This is a genomic window from Pseudoalteromonas sp. GB43 (genome assembly GCF_054923805.1).
Window position 1 is genome coordinate 2,304,999 of record NZ_JBPCHJ010000001.1, and the last position, 12,804, is coordinate 2,317,802.

At 41.0% G+C, this 12,804-nt stretch carries 14 protein-coding genes and 1 tRNA gene; 10 read left to right on the top strand and 5 right to left on the bottom strand.

Annotation, left to right across the window (positions count from 1 at the left end):
* The first annotated feature begins 103 nt into the window (after positions 1-103).
* From ACRWSG_RS10995 to ACRWSG_RS11005, 3 genes are all read left to right on the top strand, one after another.
* A complete protein-coding gene (locus tag ACRWSG_RS10995) occupies positions 104-736 on the top strand; it encodes a c-type cytochrome (RefSeq protein ID WP_462166277.1) in 633 nt (210 codons plus the stop codon).
* Positions 737-1,486: 750 nt separating this feature from the next.
* Entirely contained in the window at positions 1,487-2,086 is a 600-nt protein-coding gene (yihI, locus tag ACRWSG_RS11000; protein WP_166341076.1) for a Der GTPase-activating protein YihI, read from the top strand.
* Complete coding sequence (locus tag ACRWSG_RS11005; RefSeq protein WP_462166278.1) at positions 2,083-2,598, top strand: DUF2489 domain-containing protein; 516 nt, start codon at positions 2,083-2,085, stop codon at positions 2,596-2,598. The genes yihI and ACRWSG_RS11005 overlap by 4 nt, the downstream gene beginning before the upstream one ends.
* A 62-nt stretch (positions 2,599-2,660) precedes the next feature.
* Here the strand turns inward: ACRWSG_RS11005 and hemN are convergent, their stop codons facing one another.
* Positions 2,661-4,034, bottom strand: coding sequence for an oxygen-independent coproporphyrinogen III oxidase (gene hemN, locus ACRWSG_RS11010; protein WP_462166279.1), 1,374 nt, complete (start codon positions 4,032-4,034; stop codon positions 2,661-2,663).
* A 275-nt stretch (positions 4,035-4,309) separates the two neighbouring features.
* On the opposite strand from hemN, the gene ACRWSG_RS11015 reads away from it, so the two are divergent.
* The 4 genes from ACRWSG_RS11015 (at position 4,310) to ACRWSG_RS11030 (ending at position 6,449) form a co-directional block, all read left to right on the top strand.
* Positions 4,310-4,386: transfer RNA gene (locus ACRWSG_RS11015), tRNA-Ile, on the top strand.
* A gap of 256 nt (positions 4,387-4,642) precedes the next feature.
* On the top strand, positions 4,643-5,308 hold the full coding sequence (locus tag ACRWSG_RS11020) for a hypothetical protein (protein ID WP_462166280.1): 666 nt from the start codon (positions 4,643-4,645) through the stop codon (positions 5,306-5,308).
* A gap of 62 nt (positions 5,309-5,370) precedes the next feature.
* On the top strand, positions 5,371-5,874 hold the full coding sequence (locus ACRWSG_RS11025; protein WP_054552830.1) for an RNA polymerase sigma factor: 504 nt from the start codon (positions 5,371-5,373) through the stop codon (positions 5,872-5,874).
* Between the two features lie 5 nt (positions 5,875-5,879).
* Positions 5,880-6,449, top strand: a complete 570-nt coding sequence (locus ACRWSG_RS11030) for a hypothetical protein (RefSeq protein WP_054552829.1) — start codon at positions 5,880-5,882, stop codon at positions 6,447-6,449.
* Here the strand turns inward: ACRWSG_RS11030 and ACRWSG_RS11035 are convergent.
* Positions 6,434-7,339, bottom strand: coding sequence for a LysR family transcriptional regulator (locus tag ACRWSG_RS11035; protein ID WP_054552828.1), 906 nt, complete (start codon positions 7,337-7,339; stop codon positions 6,434-6,436). The two genes, ACRWSG_RS11030 and ACRWSG_RS11035, sit on opposite strands and share 16 nt — an antisense overlap.
* 108 nt (positions 7,340-7,447) lie before the next feature.
* Between ACRWSG_RS11035 and ACRWSG_RS11040 the strand changes: the two genes are divergently transcribed.
* Both ACRWSG_RS11040 and ACRWSG_RS11045 read left to right on the top strand, forming a co-directional pair.
* Entirely contained in the window at positions 7,448-8,467 is a 1,020-nt protein-coding gene (locus ACRWSG_RS11040) for an NADP-dependent oxidoreductase (RefSeq protein WP_462166281.1), read from the top strand.
* Between the two features lie 13 nt (positions 8,468-8,480).
* A complete protein-coding gene (locus ACRWSG_RS11045; protein ID WP_462166282.1) occupies positions 8,481-9,038 on the top strand; it encodes a hypothetical protein in 558 nt (185 codons plus the stop codon).
* 190 nt (positions 9,039-9,228) lie between these two features.
* Here the strand turns inward: ACRWSG_RS11045 and galE are convergent, their stop codons facing one another.
* Entirely contained in the window at positions 9,229-10,242 is a 1,014-nt protein-coding gene (gene galE, locus ACRWSG_RS11050) for a UDP-glucose 4-epimerase GalE (RefSeq protein WP_054552825.1), read from the bottom strand.
* A 229-nt stretch (positions 10,243-10,471) separates the two neighbouring features.
* Here galE and ACRWSG_RS11055 point away from each other — a divergent pair, with 229 nt between their 5' ends.
* Positions 10,472-10,975, top strand: coding sequence for a DUF3016 domain-containing protein (locus ACRWSG_RS11055; protein WP_462166283.1), 504 nt, complete (start codon positions 10,472-10,474; stop codon positions 10,973-10,975).
* A 73-nt stretch (positions 10,976-11,048) separates the two neighbouring features.
* On the opposite strand, the gene ACRWSG_RS11060 is transcribed toward ACRWSG_RS11055, so the two are convergent.
* The gene (locus ACRWSG_RS11060) at positions 11,049-12,098 is read right to left on the bottom strand and encodes a formimidoylglutamase (RefSeq protein WP_462166284.1); all 1,050 of its coding nucleotides are present in this window, start codon (positions 12,096-12,098) and stop codon (positions 11,049-11,051) included.
* Positions 12,099-12,103: 5 nt separating this feature from the next.
* A complete protein-coding gene (gene rraA / locus ACRWSG_RS11065) occupies positions 12,104-12,601 on the bottom strand; it encodes a ribonuclease E activity regulator RraA (protein WP_054552822.1) in 498 nt (165 codons plus the stop codon).
* Positions 12,602-12,804 lie beyond the last annotated feature (203 nt).

Genomic DNA, 12,804 nt, shown 5'->3' on the forward strand with positions numbered 1-12,804 from the left:
AATGTGGGCAGAAAACGTGCCAGAGAATTTATTATCGTGTAGAATATAGAAATCACAACATCCATATTGTAGATGATACAGGGTCGGAAACAGAGAATTCACCATGAAAAAAATAGCACTATCTTTAACTATATTGCTTGGTACGTTGTCAGCAAGCAACGCAACAGCATTTGATGGCGATGTAAACGCAGGTAAAGAGAAATCGGCAACGTGTGCGGCTTGTCACTACCCAGACGGTAATGCACCGGTTAATATCTACCCTAAAATTGCAGGCCAACACGCAGATTATATCTATAAACAATTACAAGAGTTTAAATTAGGTATGACATCTGGCGGCAAAGAAGGTCGTATGGATCCAGTAATGAGTGGTATGGCTATGCCGCTTAGCGATCAAGACATGAAAGACCTAGCAGCTTACTTCTCTTCTTTAAATATGTCTGAAGGTGCAACACCTAAAGATGTAGTAGAAGTAGGTCAGCAGCTTTATAAAGCTGGTGATGCAGAGCGTGGTATTCCAGCATGTGCTGCGTGTCACGGTCCTCGTGGTAACGGTACATCACTAGCTAAATTCCCGAAAATTTCGTTCCAACATCCAGAATACATCAAGTCACAACTTGAAAAATTCCGTGATGGTACGCGTAATAACGACTTAAACGGTATGATGCAAGACATCGCTAAAAAGCTAACAGACAAAGACATTGAAGTACTTTCAAAATACTTAGGTGGCTTACACTAAAGTCTGATTGCGGAAAGAAATGCTCCGCAGTAGTATGTAAAGAGTTTGAAAAAGCAGCGCAAGCTGCTTTTTTTGTACCTAACGTATGTCGAAATTTCCCACTCCCTTGTGAGACATTGACCATATCTAGCTGTAAGCCAAGTCTTATTTTTATTTCACTATTTTTGCTAAGTCTTTGTTATTAATTAAAATGACAATGTTGCAATAAGTCATCTGTAAGAAAAATTATATAAATTAGTTGTAACAATTTTATTAATAAGTAAATTAACCACTGTCGCTGAGACAGCAAAAACAACATGGACAATGTAATAAGGAAAGTAACTGCGGCAAATCTTTAGGGGTTGACACTAGTTAGGTGTCCTAAAGGAAATAACAAAAAAGTGTCAGGATTGACCGAGAATAATAAAAGCTCATGGAAGTTTAATAATAAAAACAAAATGGAATGCTACACGGAAGGTTAAAACAATAACAAAATGGATAAACAATAATAATAAAAATAATAAAGACTAAAAAGTCGAAGGGAGAAGTGTCCAGATAATTGGCGCTCAGATTAGTAGGCGGTAGAGATGTTTTCTCTACCGCCTTTTTATTTGTCCTGTTACAATAGCCACCGTTTGTACTAAAAGTATGAAAAGTGCGCAGTTCGTCAAGTTGACCAACCACATCCGCACATCGAATTCTTCTGGTTATGCCAGCATTACAATGCCACAAAGGCGTTGTGCACAACCTCTTAAGTGAGATGATCAAGATATGAGTAGAAAGAAAAAGTCGCGTAAAATTCCATCGAATGGTCCTGTACGTCTGAGCAAAGAAAAGCTTAGAGAGATGCGCGCGTTAAAAGAGCAGCGAGTTAAAAAGACCAAAGGTGCTAAACCTGGGTCTCGAAATGCACCTGATGCACAAAATGCAGAAAACACTGCTGCAAACAATCAACCGAAAGATAAGCGTGTTGGTAGTAAAAAGCCGATTTCTTTAGTTGCGCCTAAGGCTGAGCCGAAAGTTGAAATGAAACGCAACTTAAAACCTATGGTTGAGCTTAAGAAAGTGACTGAGCCTGAACTAACACCAGAGCAAGAGTTAGAAGCGCTAGAGAATGACGAGCGTCTACTTAAGCTGGTTGAGCGTCATGAGCGCGGTGAGTTATTAACAGGTAAAGACGCTAAGTACTTCAATAGCCGTATTGCTCGCCACCAAGCACTTTGCGAGTTATTAGGCATTGAAGATGAAGACGAGTACGAAGATGACTTTGAAGATGATTCATACGATGAAGGTGAATCTGACTTCGATAAGTACTTATCTGATGATTTAGCCAACGAATGGTTTGATGACGAAGATGAGGATGAGCGATGAGCACAACCTTGATTATTGCCATTGTAATTGGTGCGGCAATTATCGCAGGGCTTGCGTTTTATGCAGGGCAACTTCTGTATAAACTAAAAGAGCAAAATAAGCTTATCGCCAAGAAGCAAGCTGAGCATGAGCAAAAGCTTGCGGCATCAAAAGCAAAGCGTAATGCAAAGCTAGCCGATAGCATTCATTTAATTGCCCGTGCAATGAATGAAGAGCAATGTGAGTTCTCAGAAGGCTGCTTACGTATTTGGGTGCTGATCTCTCAATACAGCTTTGCTGAAGAGTTTGAGCTAAGTGAGCGCTACCCAGGCATATTTAAAATGTACGAAGTCGTAAAAGATATGCCAACGCACGATGCCCGTAAGAAATACTCTAAAAAAGAGATTTTTAAAATGGACACCGCTCGCTGGCGTGCTGAAGAGCAGCATAGCGATGAAATTAAAGCAGATTGCGCACGTATAATTGAAGAGTTTAAAGCCGCTCCAGGCAGCGAAAAAGTAGTATTCAATTAAGTTGACGTATCGTTAAATTAAACAAAATAAAAAGCAGAGCCTAGGCTCTGCTTTTTGTTGGGCTAGATAACTCGTGAGAAACGAGTTTGCTTGATTTGTTGTTGTAGGTGCGCATCAAAGCACATACAAATAATACGAATAAATAAATTACCGCGAGCTGTTACTGTGATCTTATCTTGGCTAACAGACACCAAGCCATCAGCTAGTAATGGGTCGAGTGCCTGTAGTGCCTCGCAGAAGTAGCTGGCAAAGTTAATATTAAACTGTTTTTCGATTGCTGGAATATCCAGCTCAAACTGGCAGATCAATTGTTTGATCACTGCGGCACGTAACGTATCGTCATCAGTTAAAGCAACACCTTTACAGATTGCACTGCCATAGCCTTCTTGCACGGCTTTGTAATAGTGCTTTAACTCTTTTTCGTTTTGTAAAATGGCATTGCCTATTTGCGAAATAGATGACACACCCAAACCTAATAAGTCACATTGGTCATGCGTTGTGTAACCTTGGAAATTACGGTGTAATTGACCTGCGTTTTGTGCAATTGCTAGTTCATTGTCTTTACGGGCAAAGTGGTCCATACCAATAAACTGATAACCCGCCGCTAACATCTGCTCAAGGGTATTTTTGAACATAGTGAGCTTGTCGCCAGCAGATGGTAAGTCAGCGTCTTTGATTTTACGCTGAGCAGCGAATCTATCTGGTAAGTGGGCATAGTTAAATACCGACACGCGATCAGGGTTTAACTCTATCAGCTGCGCAATCGTCTCTTTAAAACTCTCTGGTGTTTGCAGTGGCAAACCGTAAATCATATCTGCATTAATAGACTTAAAGCCAAGTTCACGAGCCTCACTTATTAAACCTTTTACAGATTGCACGCTTTGTGGGCGATTAACTGCCAGCTGCACATCATCATTGAAATCCTGAATACCAAACGAGACACGATTGAAGCCAAGTTTACGTAGGTGAACTAGCATGCCATTAGCTAAAGAACGAGGGTCAATCTCAATACCGCGTTCGGCATCATCAGAAAAATTAAAATGCTGCTCAACCAGCGCCATTAAGCGACTCATTTGCTCTGCCGATAAGAACGTTGGTGTACCACCCCCTAAATGCAGTTGCTCAACGTTATAATCGGCAAAAAGTGTTGCTTGCTCAGCAATTTCAAGCGCTAAGTTATCTAGGTATAAATCGGCTTTAGATTGATGACGAGTGATCACCTTATTACAACCACAGTAATAACAAAGCTGACTGCAAAAAGGGATATGGATATACAGCGATAAAGAACGGCTTTTCGACGCTGCAATCGCGTTAATCATATCTTGTTGCTTATAACCATCAGCTAAAGACAATGCCGTTGGGTAAGATGTATATCGAGGCCCAGAAATATTGTACTTGTTGATCAGAGATTGATCCCAGCTTGGTAAATTTATCACAGTCAGCACTCCGCAATTGATTGAGCGGCTATTTTAACGAGTTTAGCAAGTTAGCTATTTGATCTAGAACAATGTCGGAGAATAGAAACGAATCGGCAATGCTTTAAGGTCGTTGTAAAAACAAAGAGTTTACTATTTGAGCAGTTGATTTAGTGATTGTTAAAATAAAGGGTTTTGCTAGTGACAAGGTTGCAAAAACTTTTTATACTGCATCCCGCTTTAGTCAGTTAAACCTGCTAAACGCATCAAAAAAATTTAGCTTTCGCTAATACAATGGCCCCTTAGCTCAGTTGGTTAGAGCACACGACTCATAATCGTTAGGTCCCCAGTTCAAGTCTGGGAGGGGCCACCATTTTCTTGCTGTAAAAAACCAAAAACCAAAAATCAAAGCTTAAATCTATCTCAAGCAGCTGCGTTCCACTATTGTTCCACCTCTTTTTTATCTTTAAAGTTCAACGAAATAAAATTATTTTTTAATTTTTTAAAAATATTTTGTCAGGTTTTCTGTGTTTGTCTCGTCTATAGCTGCAAATGACACGAAGTTGTTCTATTTGGTGGTAGCGATAGGCAGTGTCTTATGTATCTATTTTTACGAAAAGGACAAACTCATGACGATTACAACATCAACTGTGAATACGCTAAAACTTGATTCAACAAATGCACCATTTAGTGATGCTGCTCTTTGGTTAAAAGAAGGGTGGGGGCTATTTAAAAAAGCACCGTTTAAACTTTTTTTACTTATGACGCTGTTCGCCATTGTGCCAGGTTTAGTGCAGCTATTACCTGCACCTACGGGTTTAACCGTATCAAAGTGGTTAGCGCCTATGTTAATGGCAACGGTGTGGCCACTGTTGTTTAACCTGAATAATCAGCAAGGCTTTTCATTTAAGCACAATGCAACATGGATGAAGTGGGGGCGAGTTGCCGTGTGGTCAGTTGTTGGTATTTTACTGGCGCTGGTGCAATTTGCTGTTGGGAGTACTTTGATTGGTAGTGAGCAGTTATCGGCTTTATTGTCAGGTCAGTTTGTTGATGTTGAGCGCTGGCGCGTAGGGGTCATGTTTGTATCAATTGTTCCTGTAAATATGTTGCTTATGTTTGTGGTACCTCTGTTACTTTTAAACAATGCTTCGCTTAGTGCAGCTGTTAAAGAAGGCATTACAACGGCACTAAAGGTGATTAAACCATTAAGCATGCTTTGTTTGATTAATATGCTCGTTACCTTTGCTGCCCCTTATAGTCTTTTACCTATGTTGTTGGTAGGACGGTATTAGCATGTACCTACTTTTGTGCCTATAATCGTTTGTTCAAATAATAATAAAAACATGGAAGTACAGTGAAAGCTGATGTTCAAATAAACACATTGCTGAATGAATACGCGCCGCTGTTGGCGCGTGTTGCTGCAACCTACGAGATCAATCAAGCGCTACAAGATGAGCTAATTCAAGAGATGTCGCTGGCTGTTTGGCGCGCTTTTGAAAGCAATGACTCATCACCCGATGTTGCCTTTCGTGGCGATGCCAGCATAAAAACCTATATTGCCCGAATAGCTCACAATAAAGCGGTTGATCATGTGATAAAAGAGCAAAACCGCAAAGAGGTGGCAAGCTCTGAAAGTATTGATTACACCCAAGCCTTAAGTGCGCATAAATCACCAGACGACAGTTTAGATTTAATGGCTGCCCTTCGTAAATTAACGCTGAAATATCGGCAGGTGCTTGCTTTGCAGCTTGAAGGGTTTAATCAAAGTGAGATAGCGCAAACGCTGGGGTTGTCTGAAGATGCTGTTGCTAAGCGTGCCAGTAGAGCAAGACAGCAAATTGCGAGCCTAATGGAGTAAATAAAGTGGATAAATTCGAAGCAGATGATCAATTAGCTAAGTGGCAGCAGGCATTCGTGCAGGCAACGCCGAAAGTGGATAGTGCAGCGTTAATAGCACAAACGCAAAAGTCGCGAACTAAGTTAAAGCTAAAAGGGTTAATCGACTCATTTTTAGGTGTTGTGGTAACCGTATTTTGTATTTACGCCATGTTGTTTGAAGCAAAAAATACCTATGAAACCATTATGTTTGCGCTATTAGTGCCTATTCCTCTAGGTTTTGGAATTTGGTCATACCGTTTAAGGCGAAAGCTGTGGCGAGCAGAAACACTAGACGTTAATGCAATGCTTAATTTTAAAGAGAATCAGCTGAAGCACCAAGTTCATTACTGGCATGTGAGTTTTATTGGCTGCGTTGTGCTTTGGTGCGCTTTGTTAATCGCTGCCTTGTTTAATATGGTTATGTTTAAAACATACAGCCTATGGCTTATCCAGCTTGGTATTAATGGTATTATCGTGCTGGCTGTTTATATACGCTATAAAAAATTAAAAACACAGCTAGCTGTAGCACTTGAGAGCATTCAAGCAATGCGCTGATGTGCGGCTCTCACTTTTGCTGCGAATTTATTTAACCAGCCAGTAGCTAAACTTGGTTTGTAAACCAGCTCGAGGCGCTCTTGGCAAGTGTAGTTACAGTCTAAGACATCGATGACTTTGAGGGCTGGATCGTTTGCAATAAAATCAGGGACGTATGCTAATGCAATCCCTTGTTTGACTAGTGACAGTAAGGTGCTGAAATCGTTGCAACGATAACTTATGGTTCTAGGTACTTTGTCATCTCGCCAACCATCTGAGCCGATCCCCCTAGTTACGCCACAAAAGGGTGAAATACTCGGACAAGCAAAACTAAATTGAAAAAGCTCTCTGTTGGTGAGTGAACCCTTACTAAACTGTTCGAATAATGGATGCGAGTGCGCAGCTACAACCTTAAATGTTGTTGTGCCTAAATATATACGTTCAAAGTCACTTTGCAGTGTGCTTTCATTTAATGCCACTTCGGTAACTAAAGCTAAATGGGCATGACCGCTGGCAACCTGTTCAATGGCTTGACCTTCCCAACTTGTATCAATATTAAATTGAAAACCTTGCTCATTAAATTGCGATAATAATAAAGGCAGGTAATGCTGTAACAGCAAAGAGGGGCCAGATAAGTTAACAACCGTATTTTTCGTGCTTCCATTAAACTCGCTGATAGCTTGATCAGCCTCATGAACCAAATTAAGCGCATAATGGCGAAATTTTTCACCTTGCTGATTTAGTTTTATATTTCGACCAATTCGCTTAAATAGTTGTGTATTTAGCTTAATTTCGAGCCGTTTTATGACCTTCGAAAGCGCGCCAGGTGTGACATTTAATGTTGCAGATGCTTGCTGTAAGTTGTTGTGCTTTGCGATGACCAAAAACTTTCGTAAATCTTCTGTATCCAAGTTTGCCTCTAATTCCAATATGGAAACGTATAGATAGTTTTAATAGCTTAATGGTTAATTGTTTAAGTGCAATAATTTCGTTATTAAATTTCATTAAATGAGAGAGCGATGACGTCTTACAATCTTAAGCAGTGGTTTTATGTTAAGCGCCCTGATGGACGTGTCAGTGAGCAGCATTATGCATTGCGAGAATCTGTAATTTCGCCGACATTGGCTAAAAACGAAGTGCTGCTAGAGGCAAAGTATATTTCTGTCGATCCATATATGCGTATTCAACAGGCTGCTAAGCCGAACTGGGAGCAACCTCATGCATTAAATACAGTGCAAGGGGCTGCGGTTGTTGCTCAGGTTTTAAAGTCAAACAGCGAGCGTTTTAAGCAAGGTGATTGGGTAAGCGCTTATTCAGGTTGGCAAACTCATGCAGTTGTCCATGCCAATGAAATACAAGCCTTAAACCCTAATGATGCCGATGTAAAAACGGCACTAGGTGTTTTAGGTATGCCTGGGCGAACAGCTTGGTTTGGTTTAATGGAAGCAGGTAAACCAAAAGCCGGCGAGACAGTTGTCGTTTCAGGTGCTGCAGGAGCTGTGGGTTCGTTAGTTACTCAGTTTGCGATAAAAAATGGTTGTCGTGTTATTGCATTAGCTGGATCTGAAGAAAAATGTACTTGGTTAGAAGAGCTCGGGGTCGCTTATGCGCTTAACTATAAGCAATTTGACTCAGCCCAACAGTTGCACGAAAGGTTGATGGAGCTTGGAGGTGTTGATGTTTATTTTGATAATGTTGGCGGGATGAACACTGATGCGGTGTTGAGCAGCTTAAACTTGCGTGCTCGCGTAGTGATTTGCGGGCAAATCTCGCAGTACGATGGTTCACTTGACAACCCCGAACTAGGCCCTCGCTTTCTTCATCAATTACTTTATAAACGAGCGACAATTCAAGGGATTTTAGCAAGAGACTTTACTCACCGTATGCCTGAAATGATTAATCATATTTTGCCGTGGTTAAAAGCAGGAGAGATCCAATTTAAAACAACCGAAATTAATGGCTTTGAAAATTTACCAAGCGCGCTTGAGGGGTTGTTCGAAGGGAAGAATATCGGTAAAGCGATTGTTCGTGTTAAATAAAAGGTATTAAAAAATGAAAGCAAATTTCGCTTTTCTGTTGTTACTTTGCTGTTTAATTGTCAGTTTTAAAAGCGTAGCAAAAGAGGTTAAGCATTTTCATGCGCATAGCCGAGTTGGCATGCATGGCATGGTGTTGTTCACCGATGGCGTTGAGCTCTATGCCAGCCACCTTCCTTTGTACCACGCCCCGCATGATTACCAATTAATTTATCGTGTAGAAACTCGCTATGAGAAAGAACTAATTCGTTGGCTTACTGTGCAAGAAAGTGATTCAATTCCTCAGTATTTAAATTCGATGATCACTCTATTACCTGCTAAGTTTGACTTGAATAAGTTAATTGCTGGGCAGACATTGAGTGTGCCCAGCCAGTTATTCTTTGGTCACTTCGAACGAGGCGGTAAAAAATGGCTAAAGGATGAAAACTTTAAGTTTGTTTCTCTTGTATATAAACGAGCACTGTCATCGACTCAGCACGTGTCGCAACCGCGCTGGCAAAGAATAAATAAAGCGACAAATGAGCAAGAAATGCAAATATTGGTACATCAAATACAAAGTCAGCCCGTCATTTGACGCCATTGCTTTAGTAAGAGGGTGTGAAGCTGAGCGTTTGCAGGTAGAAGTAAACGTGCCAACATTTACGCAATTATCAAGTGGCTTTAATGACTGTGAGTACAGCCAAATAGTTTATTTTGAAACGCAGGATTTTATAAAGTAGCCAGTAAAAAGGCACTTATTTGTAAGTGCCTTTTAATTCTTCTGACTATTTGTAACCGTTCGGGTTATTGCTTTGCCAGCGCCATGTATCTTGCATCATCTCATCGATGCCACGCTCTGCTTGCCAGCCAAGTTCTTTTAATGCTTTTTCTGGTGCTGCGTAACAAGCTGCAATATCACCCGCTCGACGCGGCGAAATTTGGTAAGGTACGGCTTGACCGCTGGCTTTCTCAAAAGCGGTAACCATCTGCAGTACTGAATAACCATTACCTGTGCCTAGGTTAAATACGTGCGCACCTGTATCACTTGCAATTCGGTTCAGTGCTTTTAAGTGACCTAATGCTAAATCGACAACATGGATATAGTCACGAACACCTGTACCATCTACAGTATCGTAGTCATCCCCAAACACACCAAGCTTTTCTAGTTTACCCACAGCAACTTGCGAAATATAAGGTAATAAGTTGTTAGGAATACCATTAGGGTCTTCACCAATAAGGCCAGACTCATGTGCGCCTACAGGGTTAAAGTAACGTAAGATAACAAAGGCAAAGCGTTCATCTGATTTCGCGATATCTTGCAGCATCATCTCTACCATAAGCTTTGATGTGCCATACGGGTTAGTCGTGCCGCCAACTGGGAAGTCTTCGCGAATTGGTAAGCTTGCTGGGTCACCGTATACGGTTGCTGATGAGCTAAATACTAACTTAAACACGCCAGCATCACGCATAGCATCAACCAGAGTCAGTGTACCTTGTACGTTGTTTTGATAATACTCGATAGGTTTTACAACCGATTCACCAACCGCTTTTAAACCAGCGAAGTGAATAACACTATCAATCGTGTGTTCACTGAAGATTTTGTCTAAACAGGCTCTATCTAAAATATCACCTTGATAAAACGTGACGTCTTTGCCGGTGATTTGTTTTACGCGAGCCAATGACTCATTTGATGAATTGCTTAAATTATCAAGTACAACAACGTCTGTGCCTTGTTGTAGTAACTCTAAAACGGTGTGAGAACCGATGTACCCGGCTCCGCCGGTGACTAAAATGGTCATAAAATATCCATGAACTATACCTAGTTGAATTAGCCTTATTTCATCACATTTCGCGTTAAATTACATGAATAAAATGTGATTAAACTTCTTTCATAGAAATATCAGTGTCTTGTTTTTGATTACATTTTGCACCATATTGGTTACATCCAAGCGTTGAGTTATTAAGCTATAGTTAATTGTCAGCTGCTAAATTTTAATCAAAAGCTATTCCTGTTAAGTGGAGATAAAGATGAAAATTGTAAAGAAAATGGCCTTAGCAATGGTTATTGCACTACCTGCTTTTGCTCACGCAGGGGAGGCTAAGGTTAAATGGCATGACTTTAACGATTACCGTGATGTGCGCCCCGGAAATAACTCACCAAAAGGTGCATTTCATAAAAACGTGGCAAAGAGCTTTGAGAAGCACTTTAACAAGCTTGCTGAACAGTTACCTGATGGCTACACCTTCAATGTGGAAGTAACAGAGCTTGACCTTGCTGGTGATGTGCGTTTTGGAACGATGAATGAACTGCGCATTATCAAGCCAATTTATTTCCCACGTATTGACCTTAATTATTTAATTACGGATAAAGACGGTAAAGTGATTAGTGAAGCAAAAGACGTAAAGCTTAAAGATATGGGCTTTATGGACCGCATGAAAATGGGGCGCGATGAAGCTTATTACTACGACAAACGTTTAATCAGCGATTGGTTTGAAGATGAGCTGTTACCATCGTTAAATCTTGGCGAATAAATCACCTTGTTTGCAGCAAATGTGAATTTATTCGCAAAGTAGACGTTTCAGTAAGAATAGCGCCTAATGCAAGTTAAGAAGACTCTCTGGCTTGCAGGTAGGCGTTTACTAAAGCTGTGATTATTTGGCCTGCATCGTTCATACCTGTTTCTAAACTAACCGGGTGTTGTGATGGTGCGCCTTCACATAAATGTAAGTAGCGGACTGTTGCTTGGCTGGCAGCTAAATGTACAAAGTGTTCTGCATCACTCACATTAAAACCACAGTTGGTGTATGCGCTAACTGGCATTAACGAAATACTGTCTAAGTCTACTTCTACGCCAAGCGAGGCATTATCAAACTGAGCTAGTGCGTGTTGACATGCTGAAGATAAATCAACTTTACGACGTACTTGAATGTCTTGGTAACTATCAAACGTGAAGTTTGCGTTGGCCAGGGCATCAATAATCGCTTGGTTATTTTTAAATTCGTGTAACCCCATCACGTGATAATCAGCGAGGTGGTTTTCGCTGTAAGCATATCTAAAGCCATTGCCACTATGGCGGCCTTCACACTCTCTGAAATCAGCATGAGGGTCTAAGTTAATAGCGTTGACTGGTTTACCATCTTGCTTACTAAGGGCACGTAAAATACCTAAGCAGTTGTTGTGGCCGCCACCGATTACAATTGGCTCAAGACCAGCTGCAAAAATCATCGCAATCACTTGCTCAACGCGGGTGTCTATATCAGCGCATAATTCACGTAGTTTGGCTAAGTCGGCGTCGTTTTTATTATCAAGGTCAGCAGCTTGTTGGTTTAAGTCATCAAGGGCCACTTCGCCGAGTAGCAACACACGCTCGTGGTTTAAAAACTGGTTATGCGTTTGGTTTAAAAAGCGCTTTAAAAATGCTTGCCACGCTTGTCCTGAGCCACCGTTACCTAAGTTAGCGCGAGGGCCAATATCCTCACATACGCCAACTAAAACATAGCGAATACCGAAATGCTTTGCATCGATGAGTGCTTGTGGGGCGTTAACTTGAGTGTCGAGAAGGGCAAGGGCTTGCCAAGCTTTGAGTTCGTTAGCGCGGCGGACACATAAGTGCTTTACCGCCGCTTCATCATAAATTTTAAGGTAGTTTGTCACCGAGATTAGTCTTCTATTATTTCTAACTCTAATTCTTCAGCAGATAATATAATACCGGTGCTATCAGCGTAAACAAAGTCGTCATCAAAGAAAGAAACACCTGCGAAGTTAACGCCAATACCGTCTTCACCTGCACCTTCACTATCGGCAGCAACAGGAATAGACGCAATTGCTTGAATGCCTAGGTCTAGCTCTTCAAGTTCATCAACATGACGAATAGCACCGTAAACGATAATGCCTTGCCAGTTGTTTTCTAATGCGATTTCAGCCAGCTCAATATCAATTAGGGCACGTCGGGTTGAACCACCACCGTCAATCAATAACACGCTGTCGGTGCCATCGGTTGATAAAATTTCGCGGATCAGCTCGTTATTTTCAAAGCATTTAACGGTTTTTACTCGACCACTAAAGCTTGGGCGTCCACCAAAATTGATAAACATTGGTTCGAGCACATCAACCACATCTGCAAAGTGGTCGCATAAATCAGAAGTGCTGTAATCCATTTTTTCATCCTCTAAAGAGACTGTCTGTTTAGTACTCAGTATACCCTGATACAACTCAATAACAACGACTTAATAGCGGATTATTGGTTTAAATCAAAGGAATTTTGTCACCGCAACATTAGTGTCTCAAAAGCGTCACTTAATTGTTATTTTTAGCGCCTAAGCTGAGGTGAGTATAAAAATTAGACGCAAAGTATGACAAG

What these genes read in the sequence shown, in the direction of transcription:
- ACRWSG_RS10995 (WP_462166277.1), top strand. Translation starts at nt 104, where the DNA reads ATGAAAAAAATAGCACTATCTTTAACTATATTGCTTGGTACGTTGTCA.
- yihI (WP_166341076.1), top strand. Translation starts at nt 1,487, where the DNA reads ATGAGTAGAAAGAAAAAGTCGCGTAAAATTCCATCGAATGGTCCTGTA.
- ACRWSG_RS11005 (WP_462166278.1), top strand. Translation starts at nt 2,083, where the DNA reads ATGAGCACAACCTTGATTATTGCCATTGTAATTGGTGCGGCAATTATC.
- ACRWSG_RS11020 (WP_462166280.1), top strand. Translation starts at nt 4,643, where the DNA reads ATGACGATTACAACATCAACTGTGAATACGCTAAAACTTGATTCAACA.
- ACRWSG_RS11040 (WP_462166281.1), top strand. Translation starts at nt 7,448, where the DNA reads ATGACGTCTTACAATCTTAAGCAGTGGTTTTATGTTAAGCGCCCTGAT.
- ACRWSG_RS11045 (WP_462166282.1), top strand. Translation starts at nt 8,481, where the DNA reads ATGAAAGCAAATTTCGCTTTTCTGTTGTTACTTTGCTGTTTAATTGTC.
- galE (WP_054552825.1), bottom strand. Translation starts at nt 10,242, where the DNA reads ATGACCATTTTAGTCACCGGCGGAGCCGGGTACATCGGTTCTCACACC.
- ACRWSG_RS11055 (WP_462166283.1), top strand. Translation starts at nt 10,472, where the DNA reads ATGAAAATTGTAAAGAAAATGGCCTTAGCAATGGTTATTGCACTACCT.
- rraA (WP_054552822.1), bottom strand. Translation starts at nt 12,601, where the DNA reads ATGGATTACAGCACTTCTGATTTATGCGACCACTTTGCAGATGTGGTT.